The organism is Promicromonospora vindobonensis (assembly GCF_042685865.1).
In the GTDB taxonomy this organism is placed as follows: Bacteria; Actinomycetota; Actinomycetes; order Actinomycetales; family Cellulomonadaceae; genus Promicromonospora; species Promicromonospora vindobonensis.
Window position 1 is genome coordinate 2356390 of the sequence record NZ_JBHUOG010000002.1, and the last position, 16140, is coordinate 2372529.

Genomic DNA, 16140 nt, shown 5'->3' on the forward strand with positions numbered 1-16140 from the left:
CCGCGTGCACACCACCGGACGCCGGACCGCCCCGGCCAGAGTCGCCGGGGACCTCCTTCTCGGCCTGACGCTCGCCGCCGTCCCGCTCTTCACCGTCACGGCGCTCGCCGCCAGCTGGGGTGGCTCCTCGTGGGTGCTCGGCCTCGTCACGGGAACGGTGGTAGGCGTGCTGGCCCTGCTCCGCCGCCGGCACCGGTTCGGGGCGGCGCTCGCCGGGCTGGGCGTGGCGGCGGTGACGGTGGTGTCTGCACGGCTCGCCGCGCTCCCCGAGGAACCGGCGCCCGCCGTGGCCCTCGCCCTGGCGGTGCTGGTGGCGTCGGCGATCCGCACGCTGCCGACGCGGCAGGCCGCCACGGTTGCCGGCGGAGGTCTGGTCGTGGTCGTCGGGTCGTGGCTCGCGGCCGTCCCGTTCGCGCCCGAGGCGACGGTGATCCCGATGGTGAACGCCGCGACGTGGCTCGCCGCCGTCGCCGCAGGGCTGGGCGGCCGGCTCCTCGTCGCGCGCCGCGAGGCGTCGGTCGAGCGTGTGCGCAGGGACGAGCGTCTCGCGGTCGCCCGCGAGCTGCACGATGTCGTCGCGCACCACATCACCGGCATCGTCGTCCAGGCGCAGGCCGCACAGATCGTGGCGCGCAGGGGTCCGGCGGAGGCGGCGCGGGTAGCGGACTCGCTCGCAGGTATCGAGACGGCAGGCTCGGATGCCCTCACGTCGCTCCGCCGTGTGGTCGGCCTGCTGCGCGACGCCGACGACGCGTCCCCCGTCGCCCCCGGCACCGAGGCGCTCAGCACCCTGGTCAGCCGGTTCGAGGGTCACGGCCCCGAGGTGCGCCTCCGCCTGCCCGCCGACGGGGACCCGTCGCCCCCTGAGGTGACCACCGCCGTCTACCGGGTGGTCCAGGAGTCGCTCACGAACGTCACGCGGCACGCGCCGCAGTCGCGGACGGTGACGGTCGACGTGCGCAGGGTCCCGGAGGGTCTCACCGTCGAGGTGTCCGACGACGCCCCGCACACCGGTGCCCTCGACACCCGAGGCGGCTACGGCCTGATCGGCATGCGGGAACGTGTGGAGTCCCTCGGTGGCACGCTGCGGGCGGGCCCTCGGCCGGGCGCCGGCTGGTCCGTGGTCGCCACGCTTCCCCTCACCGACGGGGCGCGCCGATGACCATCAGCGTGCTCCTCGCCGACGACCAGCCCATGGCCCGCAGCGGCCTGCGGATCGTCCTGGAGGACCAGCCCGACATCGAGGTGGTCGCCGAGGCGTCCGACGGTGTCGAGGCGGTCGAGCTCGCCCGCCAGCTGCGGCCAGACGTGTGCCTCGTCGACATCCGCATGCCCCGCATGGACGGCATAGCGGTCACCCGGACGCTCGCCGGACCCGACGTCGCCGACCCGCTCCGGGTGGTCATCGTCACCACCTTCGACGTCGACGAGTACGTGTACGGGGCGCTGCGCTGGGGTGCGGTCGGCTTCGTCCTCAAGGATGCGGGCCCCACTCTGCTCGTCGAGGCGGTCCGGGCGGCGCACGTGGGCGACGCGCTGGTCTCGCCGTCGGTCACGGTGCGGCTGCTGCGACACCTGACCGCGTCCCCGGCGGGGGCGCCCGGCCGGAAGAGCCGGCCGGGCGGCGATCCCGCCGCCCGGCCGCTCTCCGAGCGCGAGACCGAGGTGGTCCGCGAGATCGCGCGCGGCCGGACCAACCTGGAGATCGCCGCCGAGATGTTCATCTCGCTCAGCACGGTCAAGGGTCACGTCGCGGCGGTCCAGGCCAAGCTCGGTCTCCGCAACCGCGTGGAGATCGCGGCCTGGGCCTGGGAGCACGGCGTAGCGGGACCCTGACCGGACTCCGGCCCTGACTCGACGTACCAGGTACGCCGAGTCAGGGCCGTGGTCCTTCGCTAACCCTTCGCTCGCACGGTGGCGCTCTCGTCCGAGACCGCGACGCCCGGGAACGCACCCGGACGCGAAGCCGTCACCTCGACGGACATCCGGTGCCCGACGTCGGCGGCCGTGACCCGCAGCGTCTGGCTGGTCGCACCGGCCACCGGCTCGCCGTCCCGCAGCCACTGGTAGGCGAACACGAGCCCGTCCTTGTCCCAGGTTCCGGGGGTCCCGGCCAGGGTGCCGCCGACGGCCGCCTTGCCCCGTACCGCCGGCGCGCGCACGGAGTCCGGCTGCTCGCCGTCGTAGGTGAGCGGGTCGACGCTCGTGAGTGTCGGCACCACCTTCTGCATGGTGCCGTCGTCGTCGAACGTCAGCCGGTCGATGGTCGTCTCCCGGTGCGTGCCGTCGCCGCCCGGCATCCCGAACCGGTGGTACGCGATGTACCACTCGTCGGTGCCCGGCACCTGCACGATCGAGCTGTGCCCCGTCCCGAGGATGCCCTGGCTCGGGTCCTTCTCCAGGATGACGCCGCGGTAGGTCCACGGCCCGTCGACGCTGGTGGCGGTGGCGTAGCCGACCCGGTAGTTCGCCGACCCGGTGTCGTCGATCGAGTACGTCAGGTGGTAGAGCCCGTCGCGGTAGTTGAGGAACGTGCCCTCGCGGTAGTCGGTCAGCCCGCCGATGCGCTTGAGCGTGTCCTGCTCGATCGACAGCATGTCGTCGCTCAGCTCGGCGTACACCGGCCCGTTCGACGGCCCGCCGTTGCCCCAGAAGAGGTAGAACTTTCCGGTCTCCGGGTCCTCGAACGCGGCCGGGTCGATCGCCTGGCCCGACGTCACCGCCTCGTTGTTGAGGATCATCGCCTCCGGCTGCGCGGTGAACGGACCCTCGGGGCTGTCGGCCACCGCGACGCCGATCGTCTTGCGGTTGTACGTCGGGTTGTGGCCGGAGAAGTAGAAGTAGTACTTCCCGTCCCGTTCGATGATGGTCGGCGCCCAGGCGTTGCCGCTGGCCCACGGCACGTTGCCGTTCGCTCCGTCGAGGGTCAGGAACGGCTCGTCCGAGCGTTCCCAGTCGGCCAGGTCCTTCGACTTCCAGACGTAGAAGTCCTTGCCGCCCCAGCCCGCGACGCCGTCCGTGGTCGCGTAGAGGTAGTAGTGGTCGCCGAACTTCGCGATGTTCGGGTCGGCGTACAGACCCGGCAGCACCGGCGACCGCATCTCGACGGCGCGCACCGTCCAGTCCCGCGTCGCGCCGTCCTGGGCGGTGACCGTGAACGTCGTCGGTGACGACAGGTCGATCGGGCCCGTCGGCTCCGGCGAGACCGTCGAGGTCGAGACGACCTCGAAGGCCGGCTCGAGCGCCGTCAGGTCGGTGCCGGGCGTGACCGGCAGGGTCACCGTCGAGGTCGCGGCGTCGATCACCGCCGGGACCTTGAGGCTGTCGAGCTCCACGCCGGTGATGGCGGTCGGGTCCGCCCCGAGCTCCCGCACCTCGCCGGCCGACAGCGCACGGTTGTAGATGCGGAAGTCGCGCACCTTGCCCTTGAGGTACCTGTCGGCCGTGTAGTTGGAACGGCCGATGTAGTTGGCGGTGGTCCGGCCGTCGCCGATGTCGCCGGGCTTGATCGTGACACCCGTCTTCTCGCCGACCTTGACGCCGTCGAGGTAGAGCGTGGCGGTGCCGCCCTGGAGCGTGTAGGTCAGGGTCTTCCAGGCGCCGCGCGGCAGCGCCGAGCCCGAGGCCACGGTCTGCTCCGTGGACCAGTTCCCGGTGGCGATGGAGGACCGGTAGTTGTTGCCGGTGGTGAACAGGTAGCCGTTGCCGGTGCCCCCGCCGTCGGTGTTGCCAAGGCCCCAGATGAAGTACGGCGTCGCCTGGCTGGGGTCCAGCCAGACCTTCGTCGAGACGGTGATCGCGTCGAGCCCGGCCATCATGTCGTTCGGCAGCTTGACGTGGCCGTTGGTGCCGCCGAGGTTCAGCGCGCCGTCGGACCAGGTGGCGTCGCCGCTGACGACGCCGTCGTACCCGTGGCCGGTGCTGTCCTCCGCGGCGGTGCCGGAGGCCTCGTCGAGGTCGTACTGGGCGACCAGGCCGTTCTCGTCGGCGACGACGGGCGTCGGCTCCTCGGGGAGCACGATGCCGTCCCGCAGGGCCGCGAGCTCAGCGCCGGTGACCGGGATGACGGTGCCGTGGCGCGGGCTGGCCGGCAGGTCGTAGTCCGCCGCCACCTGCCAGTCCGGGTTCTCCAGGTCGTCCGTACCGAGCGGGATGTAACCGCGGCCGCCGTACTCGTCGACGAACAGGTAGTACGGCGAGCCGGACGTGTCACCGGGGTTGGCCTCGAAGACGGTGGGCCCCTCGACGGCGGACGTGCCGGCGTCGCGGCCGATGCAGCCGGCCATGAACTCCCACGACGGGTCGCCCGGGAGGTCGACGGCCGTCAGCGTCGGGGACTTCTCCTGGATGATGTCCGAGCAGCCCGTGCCGCCGCCGCCCTCGTCCTTGGTGAAGCGGTAGTAGGTGTCGTTCTCCTTGATCACCGTCGAGTCGATGCGGGACTCGCCGCGGTCCTGCCAGACCTTGGCCTCGCTGAACGTGACGAAGTCGCGGGTGGTCGCGTAGAGCATCCGGTTGTACGCGCTCCCGGTGTGGTCCGGGTCGTCCTCCGCGTACAGCTTCGACGCCCAGAACACCACGTACTGCTGGAGCGACTCGTCCCAGTACGCCTCGGGCGCCCAGGTGTTGCCTGCGTTGTCCGGCGAGACCTTGACGTGCCGCTGCTCGGACCAGGTGATCAGGTCCGTGGACTCCCAGATCTCCAGGTACTTGCTGCCCTGCCGCTGTGCGGCGTCCCAGTCGCCGTTGCGACCGATGGACAGGTCCGTGGCGATCAGGAAGAAGCGGTCGCCCTCGGGCGAGCGGATCAGGAACGGGTCACGCAGCCCGAGCGTGCCCTCGGTCGACTCGAGCGTCGGCCGGCCCTCGTTGAGCTCGTCCCACCGGAGCGCGTCGTTGCCGCGGCTCGCCGCGAAGTAGATCTTCTCGCCGGCGACCGAGTTGCCGGTGAAGTAGCTGAAGGCGTAGCCCTCGTACGGCGCTGCGGCCGGCTGCTCCCGCACCGTGACGGCGATGTCACGGGTAGCGGTCGCGCCGTCGACGTCGGCGGTGGCGGTCAGGGTGACCTGCGCGTCCCCCTCACCGCGCGCGGGGCGCTGGACGATGCCGTCGGCGGCGACGACGTCGGGGTCGGACGACGCCCAGGTGATCGCCGCGTCGTTCAGGCCGGACGACGGCAGGGTCAGGTGCCCGCGGACGTCGTCGGCGTGGACGACGGTGAGGGCGGCCGCCGCGGCGTCGGCCTCCGACACCTCCTGGGACTCCGACAGTTCCTGGGACGTCCCGGCGCTTGCCGGGAGGAGCGGGAAGAGACTTCCGAGCAGCGCCGCGACGGCGCCCACGGCGACCGTACGGAGGGGCATCCGGGAAGGGCTGGTGCTTCTTTGCACGGTGACCTCGCGAGAATGTGAGCGTTAACAGTGGCGCCATACGACCATCGGCGCATCGCCCTGTCAAGCCCCTCTCGGCGGAACCCCTGAGCCCTTTGGCAGAAAAACCGTGGCGTCCCCGGAACGGCGGTTCGTAGAGTCGCCCGCGATGAATGCCATGACCATGAACGTGATGATCAGAGAGCGTTCCGCCCGCTAGCGGCGCGGAACGCACTCTCACACCCAGCGCGTGCCCCGCGCCGCCGGCTTCCGCCGGGCGGCGCCTTTGTGCTGCCCGGAGCCCGAGAACCGACGACCTCCGGAGCACACCATGCCGCGCAACCGTTCCTCGCGTACCCATGCCAGCAGCACTGCCCGCACTCCCGCCCGCACGACCTGGCCCGACCGCACGCCTTCGCCCGACCGCTCGCACTCGCCCGACCGCTCCCCCGAGATCGAAGACACCGGACCCCTGCCCGGCGGAGCGCACGAGCTGGGCCAGAACCTCCTGGTCGACAAGCAGGTCATCGAGCGGGTGGTCGACCTCGTCGCCGACGGTGACCTCCCCCTGGTCGAATGGGCCGCCGGCCGCGGGGCCGTGACGCTGCCCCTCGCCCGTCTGGGCCGCCCGGTCGACGCGGTCGAGATCGACCCGCGCTCGGTCGATCGGCTGGGCCGGGTCGCCCCGGGCAACGTCACCGTGACGCGGGGCGACATCCTGCGCCACGCACCGCCGTCGGCCGCCTACGACCTCGTGTGCAACGTGCCGTTCCACCTGACCACCCCGGTGCTGCGGCGTCTGTTCACCCTGACCGGCTGGCAGCGTGCCGTGCTGATCACGCAGTGGGAGGTCGCGCGCAAGCGCGCCGCCGTCGGCGGCACCACCCTCCTGACCGCGCAGTGGTGGCCGTGGTTCGCGCCCCGCCTGGACCGGCGGATCCCCGCAGCCGCGTTCCGGCCCCGGCCGAACGTGGACGCCGGTCTGCTCGTGATCGACCGGCGACAGGAGCCGCTCCTGCCCGCGCACGAGCGGCGCGCGTACCAGGCCTTCGCTGCGGCAGTGTTCAACGGACGGGGCCGCGGCCTCCAGGAGATCCTGGCGCGGCACGGGCTCGCACGGAACGACGTCCGGCGGTGGGCTCGCGAGCACGGTGTCGGGCCGAACGCGCTGCCCCGCGACCTGGGTGCGCAGGCCTGGGTGGGTGCGTACCGCCTGACCGTCCGGCGGACCGGCACCCGGCGAGCCGTGCCGGGCTGAGCGCTGCCGGGCTGACCAGGGCTATCACGTGACACTCAGCAAACTGTCACGTCGGTGCTGTCGAATGGTCCCCATGACAGAGAGCGCACCCCGTCGCCCCCGCCGTCGCTGGATCATCGCTGTCGCCTCGGTGGTCGGTGGGCTGGTCGTTCTCGGCGTGCTCGGTGAGCTCGTCCTGCGCTACGTCATCGACGACCGGATCGAGAGCGCGGCGGCGGAGCTGCCACCCGGGATGTCGGTCGCCCGGGACGACACCCCGGCCCTCTGGCAGGTGGCCACCGGACGAGCCACCCTGCGGGTCGAGGTGCCGGCCGAGGCGCTCAACGACGCCGCGCGCGAGGCCACCGACCTGCCCGACCTGGAGGTCGCGCCGGCGCCGGGCGGCCTCGTCGCCCGGTTCCCGCTGCCCGTGGCCGGCGACGAGCAGACCGTCGACATGCTGCTGTCCGTGACCGCAGAGGACGGCCGGGCCGTGCTGCGGGCGGACAGCGTCCAGCTCGGCGGGCTCACACTCCCGGTGTCCACGCTGGCGGACCAGCTCGGCGTCACCGAGCTCGACCGGCTCGCCGAGGGCGTGCAGTTCCCGGAGGGTGAGAGCCCGGTGGCGATCTCGTCGGCACAGGCGACCGAGGAGGGGCTGGAGCTGGGGGCCGAGGTGGCTATGTGGTAGGCGTCTCGGCGGCGGGGACGTCGCTGATCAGGTCGAGCCACGCTGGCAGCGCGTAGATCTTGCGCAGGCCGGCGGCGAGCGTCACGGCATTGTCCTCGGTGCCGTTCGAGAGCGCCGCGACCGCCTGAGCGCGTGCTCGGGCCCGGTGGGAATCACCTGGCTGCAGCGGCTCCAAGATCTCGACGAGCTTCTCGAACCAGTACCGGGAATCACCCGTCGATGCGTCCAGCACGATGCGCCAGGCCACTGCGCGCTCCGCGCTGCTGGGGCCCAACGAAACCAACGTCGTCAACAGGCCGTCCAACCAGGTGGCATCCGTGTCGGTCAGCGCCGACAGAACCGAGGTACGGGCCTGCGCACGCTCCTCTTCACTCGGCCCCAGCGACAGCAGCGCGGCAACCATGTCATCTATCCGCCAGGCGGCGTCCGTGTCGGTCAGCGCCGACAGGACCGAGGAGCGTGCGTGCGCACGCTCCTCTTCACTTGGCTCCAACGCAAGCAGCGCTGCTACCGACCGGGCTACGAGCACCGGGTCGGTATCGGCCAGGTCCGACAAGACAGTGGCGCGGGCACGCGCACGCGCTTGGGTCAGCTCGGCATCGAGGGGGCCCATCGACTGCAGGGCGATCGCCACATTCACCGTCATGCGCTCGCGCTGGCGCGCCATCGCCGACAGCACCGCACGGCGCACGCGCGCACGCTCCTCGATGTCCGGCCCCAACGACAAGTACGGCGTCACCAGCTGATCCAGGATCGCCAGGCTGGGCTCGGGCGATGCGAACAGCACCGCCCCCACCGCGGCACGCGCACGCGCACGCTCCTCGGCGCCCGGCTCGAACAGCATGAGGACGTCCACCCGCTCAGCGAGAAAGTAGGGGCCGGTGTCTGCGAGTTCCGACAGAACCGCAGCCCGGGCGGCCGCGCCCGCCCCCAGCAACACCAACGCTCGCGCGAGGGAGTCCGCCGAGCTGCGGTAGACCCCGGGTAGGGCACCGAGCAACACGGCCTGAGCACGTGCGCGGTCTTCGTCGCTCGGTGCCAACGAGAGCAGCAGGCCCACCCATTCGTCGGCCTCGACGTGCGGACGGTCAAGTGCCCCTATGACCGCGGCCCGCGCGCGCCCCACCGCTTCATCGCTCGGCCCCAGCTCCAGCAACGCTTTTACCAGGTTCGCTGCCTGGAAGTAGTCCACGTCGGGCAGCGCTGCAATCGCTACGTTCCAGGCCTTCGCTCGTTCCCGGTCGGTCGGGCCCAGCGACGACAACGTCATCAACAGGTGATCCACACCGTACGAGTTGCTGTCCGCGGCAGCCAGCACCAGCCCAAGGACAGCAGCACGTGCCCGTGCGCGCTCCTCATCACTCGGCCCCAACGAAAGCAGCGTCCTCACCCGGCCATCTACCCAGCTGACGTCCGGGGTTGCCAGCGTCTCCAGCACCGCAGAACGGGCTCGTGCCCGTACATCGTCGCTCGGTCGTGACGCCAGCACCACGTCCAGCCATACCTGTGGCCACTCGATATGCGGATCAGCCAGCGCTTCCAGCGCCGCGTCCAGTGCCCATGACCGCATTCGCTCCTCGCCGTTCCGCTCCATCAGCACCCCCAGCAGCTCCACCCCGGATGGCCCGATACGGGGGAACTCTGTCAGCAACGCAGAGGCGATATCGGCGCTCGACCGGTTCCAGTGCACCGAGTCCTCGAGGAGCGGGACGGCGTAGAATCCCGGCCTCGAGACCAGACTCCGCATCCGGCAGGCGTCCAGGATGTCCTGGCTCCGCGTGGGCCATTCGTCGGGATCGGACTCGACTGCGACAGCAAGAAGCTGGAGGTCGAGCGCACGCGAGACCTGCATCCACGCCGTGCTCGTCGTCCCGTGGTACGCGCCGAAATCGTCGCAGATCTCACCCAACAGCTCGCCCGGCCGGCGCCGGTTGTGTGCGGCGATGGCCGCCGGCGCCGCAACCGCCCAGTCCGGGTCGTACCAGAGGTGAGGGAACAGGATCGCGGCAGCCTCGTCGGTGGGCAGGTCAGCGACGTACTCGGCGACAAAATGCTCGAGCAGGGTGCGATGCTGAAAACGTCGCGTCACGACGCCTTCGTCGTCGACGCGGACCTTGGGCGCGATCGCGTCGAGCGCCGGATCGTCATACGCACCGGGTGGCTGGATGAAGGTCTCGCCCCAGTTGCCGAGCCCCGTCGAGGTGTTGGCATTCCCGGCGGCGTGCCAGGCCCACGCGGCGAGGATCCGCATCCGCTCCTCGGGATCGCGTGCGACTGCGCCGGCGCCCTTGGAGGAATCGGCGTGATGGAAGGTGCGGCGCACGACCCGCGTGTACAAGGCATGCCTCCGCGCTGGCAGTGTCTCCGGATCATGCACGTCGGCCCTGCGTCCCTCGCCCGCGATACTGCAGTAGAACGTCAGGTTCAGGGGCACGACCGCCGCACGCGCCAGGTCCGGGCGGTCTCGTAGCTGCTGGACCAGGGCCTGTGCGCGGTCCGGATCGCTCGCAAACCATGCCTCGACGAACCCCTCGACGTCATCGGTGGGCAGCTCGTGGAGGTTGACCACCCGCAACGAGCCGTGCGAGCTCGGCACACGGCCGTGCACGCCGTCCCACGCGGAAGGGCGGCTGGTCACCACGACCCGGCATCGTTCGCTGCTGAGGGAGGCCAGGCTGTGCAGCCGGTTGCCCTGGCTGTACTGGTTCTCACGGTCCGCGGCCTCGTCGAGCGAGTCGACGATCAGAAGAACTCGCGTCTCAGCCAGGACCAGTGTCCGCTGCAGGTGGCCGGACAGATCCTGCCCCGCGATGTCGCTGTGCCCCAGCGCGGGATCAAAGGAGGACGCCACAAGGGTTTCGCGCGTCCCCGGCCCAGAAGTCTGCGCCCACTGGTCCCACGTGGTGAACAGCGGGATCTCCACCTGGTCGAGGTTCGCCCCCGCTTCGAGCCGAGCCAATGACTCCTGAGCTGCAGTGCGTGCGTATCGGCGGGCCAGCCAGGTCTTGCCTGAGCCCGGGCCCCCGAGAACCACCAGCATCGTCTGGTGCTCCAACGCTTCGCGCTCGTTGAAGTCCTGAGACTCTGTACCGGGCTTGTTGCCGACGGTGTGCGCCGTCAGCCGCCGCTCGATCGACGACGGCGCCCTGCCGGACCAGACCGGGCTGTCCCAGTCGACGATGCGCGTGCGCAGGTACGCCATCACCTCGCCGGCCGTCGCGCCGCGCACCAGGGCGTCGCGCAGCTCGCCCAGGTCCTGCGCAGCGGCGCCGAGGTCGAGCCCGAGCCTGCCGACCTCGTCGAGCACGGCCGCCACCGCGGGCAGGACGACGGGCTCGCTGGCGCGGAGCTCGCCGATCAGCGCTGCGTAGGTCTCGTGGACCGCGCGTTCGGCGACGACATGCCGGTCCTCCTGCACGCGCTGGCGCCAGAATCCGCGTCGCCCCCAGTCCGGATCGGTCCCCTGTGCGTCAGCCAGGACCCGCGCCGCCACGCGCGCGGGGTCGAACCTCTCCCCCGCGATCTGCTCGTGCGTCAGGCCGTATCTGCCCACGGTGCGAGCGGCCAGGCTCAAGCCCTGCTCCGCGTCGGAAAGGCCCTCGACCTGAACCCACTGGAGTACGGCAGTCGTGGTTCTGCGGTGCAGCCCACGAAGCTCCGGTGTCGTGCTGTACCGGGCGACGAGATGACGGACCACCTCGCCCGTGGCCGTGCCCAGTGCCGGGACTACGCCGTCCAAGGCGGCGATCGCGACGGCACTCAAGGACTGCGCGAGGTACGGAAGACCACTCGAACCCACCAAGGCGCCTCCACCCGGACCGACACGAACTCCATTGATCGAACGCGTTGAGCAGCCTATCCATGACGTGTCGGTTCCGAGTGGGAGCCGGCGGCGCCAGCGTGGCGTGCCACACTGCGCCCATGGGTCGTCGGACACTGGTCGTGGTCATCGCCGTGCTCGCTACGGTGCCCGTGCTGAGCGGCGTCCTGGGGATCGCGATAGGGCCGCAGGCGCTGCCCGGCGGCGAGCCGGTGAACGCCACGATCGACAGCGAGTACCGGTTCACCAACGTGTTCTGGCTCGCGGCGGGACTGCTCATCTGGTGGAGCCTGCGCCGGCCCGAGCAGCGCGCCGACGTGACGCGGGTGATCCTCGCGATCGCGTCGCTCGGCGCCGTCCCGCGGCTCATCTCCGTGGCAGTGACGGGCTGGCCGCACCCGATGTTCATCGGCGCGCTGGTGCTGGAGCTGCTGGTGGTGCCACTGGTGATCTGGTGGCACGTGCGGACGTTCCCGCGGCGCATCGAGTAGCCGTCCCACCTTCCTCGCGCCACGGCGAGCGCACACAATGGTCGCCATGGCCACCCGCGACCCGTCCGACCGTCGTCGTCCGCACGAGGACGTGCCGACCGCCCCTCGACGGGCCGCCGGATCGATCAGGCTGGACGTCGTCGCTACCGAGGCAGCCGATTTCCAGGTGCGGGTCTTTGTGGACGACGTCGAGATGACCTCCCGCGGTGCCGGACTCGGGATGCCACCGTCCAAGCTGTTCGTCCCGGAGAACCGGCTGGTCGCGACGGCCGAGTCTCGAGTGGTCCCGATCGCACGCTGCACGTGCGGCGTGTACGGGTGCGGCGTCACCGACGTCCGGATCCAGCGGGAGGACGACGTCGTGCACTGGGACTGGATCGGCCAGACACCGACCGGCCACGGCGCGACCTTCTCGGCGGCGCGGTACGACGCCGAGGTCGCGCGCGCCGGCGCCGACCACGCGTGGGAGCGCCCGACGGACACCGCCGAGCGCCTGATCCTCACCGGCACCGACCGCACCCGCCTGGCAGACGAGGGCGTGAAGCTGCGGTTCGCCGAGCTCGTCTTCGACGACCCGTCGACCTACCGGGTGGTGCTGCAGACGACCGACAACCGCTACCACGTGATCCTGCACTTCCCGCTGCGCGGTCGTAGCCCTGTCGACGCGGTCGACGAGGTGCTCGAGACCCTCGGGGCTCCCCCGGCGAGCTGGTCGGCGACGTTCCACCCGAGCCGGCGCGACGTGACGGGCCCGCCCGCCATGGCCGGCGAGAACTGGCACCGGTAGACAGCCGAACGGCTCCTGAGGCTGGTTCAGCAGGCACTTTCGGACCGGAATGTGCGCGCAAACGGTCGCGATCGGCCTGCTGAACGAGAGCCAGCTCCTGGCAGACCGGTCAGCTGAGGACCAGGCTCGCGATCTTCCCGTCCCGCAGCTCGAACCGGAACGGACCGGTCCCGTTGAACCGGTTGCTCGTCACCTTGATGTTCGCGGTGTACTCGCCGTGCGAGGAGCCTGGCAGCACGGAGATGAGCTCGAACTGGCTCTGCATCCCGATGTTGTCGGTCTCGTTCCAGCTCCGGACCCCGTCCAGGCCGTGGAACTCACGCCCCCAGTCGTTCAGGAAGGCGTCGTCGGCGAACGTGGCCACGAATCGTTCGGTGTCGCCGGCGTTGGTGGCGTCGATGAACTCCTGGATGACGGGTGGAACGACGGCGGGCGGATCGGTGACAGCCATGTGGGCCTCCAAGGGCACTCGGTTCCTCCGACCATAAGCACACTTCGCCCGCCCAACCAGGGCGCGGCGGTCCTCCCCTGGCGCGGGTGGAGCCGGTGGGCCTCCCGCATGAAGCGGTTGCTGTCGAGCCGGACCGGCGGCGCCCGCAGCTCGTCGCGGGACAGCTCCAGCAGCCGGTCCAGCATCGCCGAGCCCACGTGCGCGCCGCGGTGCTCCGGGCGCACGAACATCCGCTTGATCTCGGCGGCCCCGTCGTCCTGCACCCCTTCCTGACGGTGGCCGAACCCTAATCGTTTCACCGGGTGGTTTTCGCCCGGACGGCCTCCGCACAGTGTTCCTGCACGCGCCGTGGCGGGCTCCGCCAGGCGCACCCGCCCGAGCACCTGGAGGAACCCATGTCCATCCGTGCGCACAAGCGCAGTCTCACGCTGGCCGTCACCGCCGCGCTGGTCGCCCCGTTCGCCATGGTCACGGCGGTAGCGGCGGACACCGTGACAGCGGCCCCTGCGGCCGCCCACGGGTCGGTGACCGACCCGCCCACCCGCAACTACGGGTGCCTCGAGCGCTGGGGCAGCGACCACCTGAACCCCGAGATGGCCGACCTCGACCCGATGTGCTGGGGCGCGTGGCAGCACGACCCCAACGCGATGTGGAACTGGAACGGCCTGTACCGGGAGAACGTGGGCGGCAACCACGAGGCGGTCATCCCGAACGGCCAGCTCTGCTCGGGCGGACGCACCCAGTCGCCGCGGTACGACTACATGGACACGCCAGGCGCGTGGATCGCCAAGGACGTTCCGCAGCAGTTCCACCTCACCCTGACCGACCAGGCGCAGCACGGTGCCGACTACCTGCGGATCTACGTCTCGGAGCCCGGTTTCGACCCGACGACGGAGGCGCTCGGCTGGGACGACGTCGACCTCGTCAAGGAGACCGGCTCGTACCCGGCGCAGGGCACCTACGAGACCGACGTCGACCTGTCCGGACGCAGCGGACGGGCCGTCCTGTACACGATCTGGCAGGCATCCCACCTCGACCAGCCCTACTACCTGTGCTCGGACATCAACATCGGCGGCGGCACGGCCGACGCCACCGCCGAGACGGCCGGGACGGCGGCGCCCGCCGGTCGCCTCGCCAAGCTCGCCTCCTGAGCGGGACCCGGCAGGACCACCAGCACCGTTGAGCCTCCCGTCGGCCTCGGCCCTTCAGTGGGCCGGGGCCGACGCGGCGTCCGGTGGGTCCAGCAGCCGTCTCGGGCGCTCCGCCGACCGGCCCGAAGTATCGACATGATCGATACCTGAGACAGATCTTGTCTCAGAGTCCTCGCCCGCGTAATCTGCTGCAGGCGAGCCGATGGCCCGCTACGGAAACACGCAGCCGCGCGGCCACCGGCCGCCCCACGCAGGGAGGACGTCTTGAGCACCGTGCGCTCCGCACTCCCCACCTCGGTCCTCCCGGCCGCGACGCACTCGATGTGCGCAACCGACTGCTGCCCCCGAGGCTGTCTGTAGAGCATCCGCTCTCGCGCCCGACCACGCCGGCTCCGCCGAACGTGGCCAAAGGCGGCAGCGCGATGCTCCGGCCCCGACCAAGCCCAGACGCTCCACGCCAGTCCCGAGGTACACCTCCGCACGGCCACGGGACGAGGACGTCGGACAAGAACGACCCACCCAGCCACACCCGCCACACAGCGAAGGAAGAACAATGGCCCGCATCTACGACGACGCGACCAAGCTCATCGGCAACACGCCGCTCGTCAAGCTCAACCGGCTGACCGAAGGCCTTGAGGCGACGGTTCTCGGCAAGCTCGAGTTCTACAACCCCGCCAACTCCGTGAAGGACCGCATCGGCGTGTCCATCATCGACGCCGCCGAGGCGTCCGGTGAGCTCAAGGAGGGCGGCACGATCGTCGAGGGCACCTCTGGCAACACGGGCATCGCCCTGGCCTGGGTGGGCGCGGCCCGCGGCTACAAGGTCGTCCTCGCGATGCCGGAGACCATGTCCAAGGAGCGCCGCGCACTGCTGCGCGCGTACGGCGCCGAGCTGGTGCTCACGCCGGGCGCCGAGGGCATGAAGGGTGCGGTGGCCGCGGCCGAGAAGATCGCCGCCGAGCGCCCGGGCGCCGTCCTGGCCCGCCAGTTCGCGAACGAGGCCAACCCGAAGATCCACCGCGAGACCACCGCCGAGGAGATCTGGGCCGACACAGACGGCCAGGTCGACATCCTGGTGTCCGGCATCGGCACGGGCGGCACCATCACCGGTGTGGGCCAGGTGCTCAAGGAGAAGAACCCCGACGTCAAGGTCGTCGCGGTCGAGCCCGAGGAGTCGCCCATCCTGAACGGCGGCGCCCCCGGCCCGCACAAGATCCAGGGCATCGGCGCCAACTTCGTGCCGGAGATCCTCGACACCAAGGTGTACGACGAGGTCATCGACATCAACCTCGCCACCGCCATCGACGTGGCACGCCGTTCGGCGAAGGAAGAGGGCCTGCTGGTCGGCACCTCGTCCGGCGCCGCGCTCGCCGCGGCCCTCCAGGTCGCGAAGCGACCGGAGAACGCGGGCAAGACGATCGTGGTGATCGTCCCCGACTTCGGCGAGCGCTACCTGTCCACCCCGCTGTTCGAGGGCCTGGTCGACTGATGACGGGGGTGCGCGGGCTGCTGCAGGTCCTCGCCGAGGACCTCGACGCCGCGCGCGCCCACGACCCGGCCGCGCGGTCCCGGCTGGAGGTAGCGCTCGCCTATCCGGGTGTGCACGCCCTCTGGGCCTACCGCGCGGCCCACCGGCTGTGGCGGGTGCCGCCCCTTCGCCTGCCCGCGCGACTGCTCTCGCAGCTCGCACGGGCGGCGACCGGGATCGAGATCCACCCGGGCGCCCGGGTGGGCAAGCGGCTGTTCATCGACCACGGCATGGGTGTGGTGATCGGCGAGACCACGGTGGTGGGCGACGACGTCATGCTCTACCACGGCGTCACGCTGGGCGGCCGGTCGCTCAACCGGGGCAAGCGGCACCCGACCCTCGGCGACCGGGTGACCGTCGGCGCCGGCGCGAAGGTGCTCGGCCCCGTGTGGGTCGGTGACGACGCACAGATCGGCGCCAACGCCGTCGTCGTGAAGGACGTGCCCGCAGGAGCCGTCGCCGTGGGCATCCCCGCGCGGATCCGGGTGCCGAACGCGCCGGTCGCGGAGCGGCAGCGCCACGAGGACCCGTCGGAGCTCATCGAGTACGTGATCTGAGCCGGGGCCTGGGAAGGTCCGCGCCTACCTAGCGATCGGGCGACCACATCTCCGTCAT

13 protein-coding genes are annotated in these 16140 nt (G+C 71.1%); 9 read left to right on the forward strand and 4 right to left on the reverse strand.

The annotated features are described in order from the left end of the window. The first annotated feature begins 4 nt into the window (after positions 1-4). Positions 5-1162, forward strand: coding sequence for a sensor histidine kinase (locus tag ACFS27_RS23780; RefSeq protein WP_377188481.1), 1158 nt, complete (start codon positions 5-7; stop codon positions 1160-1162). Then, a complete protein-coding gene (locus ACFS27_RS23785) occupies positions 1159-1836 on the forward strand; it encodes a response regulator (protein WP_377188484.1) in 678 nt (225 codons plus the stop codon). The genes ACFS27_RS23780 and ACFS27_RS23785 overlap by 4 nt, the downstream gene beginning before the upstream one ends. Positions 1837-1895: 59 nt before the next feature. Here ACFS27_RS23785 and ACFS27_RS23790 read toward each other — a convergent pair whose 3' ends face one another. Then, positions 1896-5363, reverse strand: a complete 3468-nt coding sequence (locus tag ACFS27_RS23790) for a family 43 glycosylhydrolase (RefSeq protein ID WP_377188487.1) — start codon at positions 5361-5363, stop codon at positions 1896-1898. A 337-nt stretch (positions 5364-5700) separates the two neighbouring features. Here ACFS27_RS23790 and erm point away from each other — a divergent pair, with 337 nt between their 5' ends. After that, positions 5701-6627 (forward strand): 23S ribosomal RNA methyltransferase Erm, encoded by a 927-nt coding sequence (gene erm, locus ACFS27_RS23795; RefSeq protein ID WP_377188490.1) that lies wholly within the window; start codon positions 5701-5703, stop codon positions 6625-6627. A 73-nt stretch (positions 6628-6700) separates the two neighbouring features. After that, positions 6701-7297 (forward strand): hypothetical protein, encoded by a 597-nt coding sequence (locus ACFS27_RS23800; protein WP_377188493.1) that lies wholly within the window; start codon positions 6701-6703, stop codon positions 7295-7297. Here ACFS27_RS23800 and ACFS27_RS23805 read toward each other — a convergent pair. After that, a complete protein-coding gene (locus tag ACFS27_RS23805; RefSeq protein ID WP_377191152.1) occupies positions 7287-11096 on the reverse strand; it encodes an NACHT domain-containing protein in 3810 nt (1269 codons plus the stop codon). The genes ACFS27_RS23800 and ACFS27_RS23805 overlap by 11 nt on opposite strands. A 122-nt stretch (positions 11097-11218) precedes the next feature. On the opposite strand from ACFS27_RS23805, the gene ACFS27_RS23810 reads away from it, so the two are divergent. Then, a complete protein-coding gene (locus ACFS27_RS23810; RefSeq protein ID WP_377188496.1) occupies positions 11219-11608 on the forward strand; it encodes a DUF4345 domain-containing protein in 390 nt (129 codons plus the stop codon). A 46-nt stretch (positions 11609-11654) separates the two neighbouring features. Further along, positions 11655-12395, forward strand: a complete 741-nt coding sequence (locus ACFS27_RS23815; RefSeq protein WP_377188498.1) for a hypothetical protein — start codon at positions 11655-11657, stop codon at positions 12393-12395. A 109-nt stretch (positions 12396-12504) separates the two neighbouring features. On the opposite strand, the gene ACFS27_RS23820 is transcribed toward ACFS27_RS23815, so the two are convergent. Both ACFS27_RS23820 and ACFS27_RS23825 read right to left on the reverse strand, forming a co-directional pair. Beyond that, positions 12505-12846 carry a nuclear transport factor 2 family protein gene (locus ACFS27_RS23820; RefSeq protein ID WP_377188500.1) on the reverse strand — a complete coding sequence of 114 codons (342 nt, stop codon included), beginning with the start codon at positions 12844-12846 and terminating at the stop codon, positions 12505-12507. Next, positions 12729-13076, reverse strand: a complete 348-nt coding sequence (locus ACFS27_RS23825) for a hypothetical protein (protein WP_377191154.1) — start codon at positions 13074-13076, stop codon at positions 12729-12731. Before ACFS27_RS23825 ends, ACFS27_RS23820 begins: the two co-directional genes overlap by 118 nt. A gap of 165 nt (positions 13077-13241) precedes the next feature. Here ACFS27_RS23825 and ACFS27_RS23830 point away from each other — a divergent pair, with 165 nt between their 5' ends. From ACFS27_RS23830 to epsC, 3 genes are all read left to right on the forward strand, one after another. Continuing rightward, positions 13242-13997 (forward strand): lytic polysaccharide monooxygenase auxiliary activity family 9 protein, encoded by a 756-nt coding sequence (locus ACFS27_RS23830; protein WP_377188503.1) that lies wholly within the window; start codon positions 13242-13244, stop codon positions 13995-13997. 553 nt (positions 13998-14550) lie between these two features. Beyond that, entirely contained in the window at positions 14551-15486 is a 936-nt protein-coding gene (gene cysK, locus ACFS27_RS23835) for a cysteine synthase A (protein WP_377188506.1), read from the forward strand. After that, on the forward strand, positions 15486-16082 hold the full coding sequence (gene epsC, locus ACFS27_RS23840) for a serine O-acetyltransferase EpsC (RefSeq protein ID WP_377188508.1): 597 nt from the start codon (positions 15486-15488) through the stop codon (positions 16080-16082). Before cysK ends, epsC begins: the two co-directional genes overlap by 1 nt. Positions 16083-16140: the final 58 nt, after the last annotated feature.

Bases quoted from the DNA above. Each gene is read 5' to 3' on its own strand.
- ACFS27_RS23785 (WP_377188484.1), top strand. From the start codon at position 1,159: ATGACCATCAGCGTGCTCCTCGCCGACGACCAGCCCATGGCCCGCAGC.
- ACFS27_RS23790 (WP_377188487.1), bottom strand. From the start codon at position 5,363: ATGCCCCTCCGTACGGTCGCCGTGGGCGCCGTCGCGGCGCTGCTCGGA.
- erm (WP_377188490.1), top strand. From the start codon at position 5,701: ATGCCGCGCAACCGTTCCTCGCGTACCCATGCCAGCAGCACTGCCCGC.
- ACFS27_RS23800 (WP_377188493.1), top strand. From the start codon at position 6,701: ATGACAGAGAGCGCACCCCGTCGCCCCCGCCGTCGCTGGATCATCGCT.
- ACFS27_RS23810 (WP_377188496.1), top strand. From the start codon at position 11,219: ATGGGTCGTCGGACACTGGTCGTGGTCATCGCCGTGCTCGCTACGGTG.
- ACFS27_RS23815 (WP_377188498.1), top strand. From the start codon at position 11,655: ATGGCCACCCGCGACCCGTCCGACCGTCGTCGTCCGCACGAGGACGTG.
- ACFS27_RS23820 (WP_377188500.1), bottom strand. From the start codon at position 12,846: ATGGCTGTCACCGATCCGCCCGCCGTCGTTCCACCCGTCATCCAGGAG.
- ACFS27_RS23825 (WP_377191154.1), bottom strand. From the start codon at position 13,076: ATGTTCGTGCGCCCGGAGCACCGCGGCGCGCACGTGGGCTCGGCGATG.
- ACFS27_RS23830 (WP_377188503.1), top strand. From the start codon at position 13,242: ATGTCCATCCGTGCGCACAAGCGCAGTCTCACGCTGGCCGTCACCGCC.
- cysK (WP_377188506.1), top strand. From the start codon at position 14,551: ATGGCCCGCATCTACGACGACGCGACCAAGCTCATCGGCAACACGCCG.
- epsC (WP_377188508.1), top strand. From the start codon at position 15,486: ATGACGGGGGTGCGCGGGCTGCTGCAGGTCCTCGCCGAGGACCTCGAC.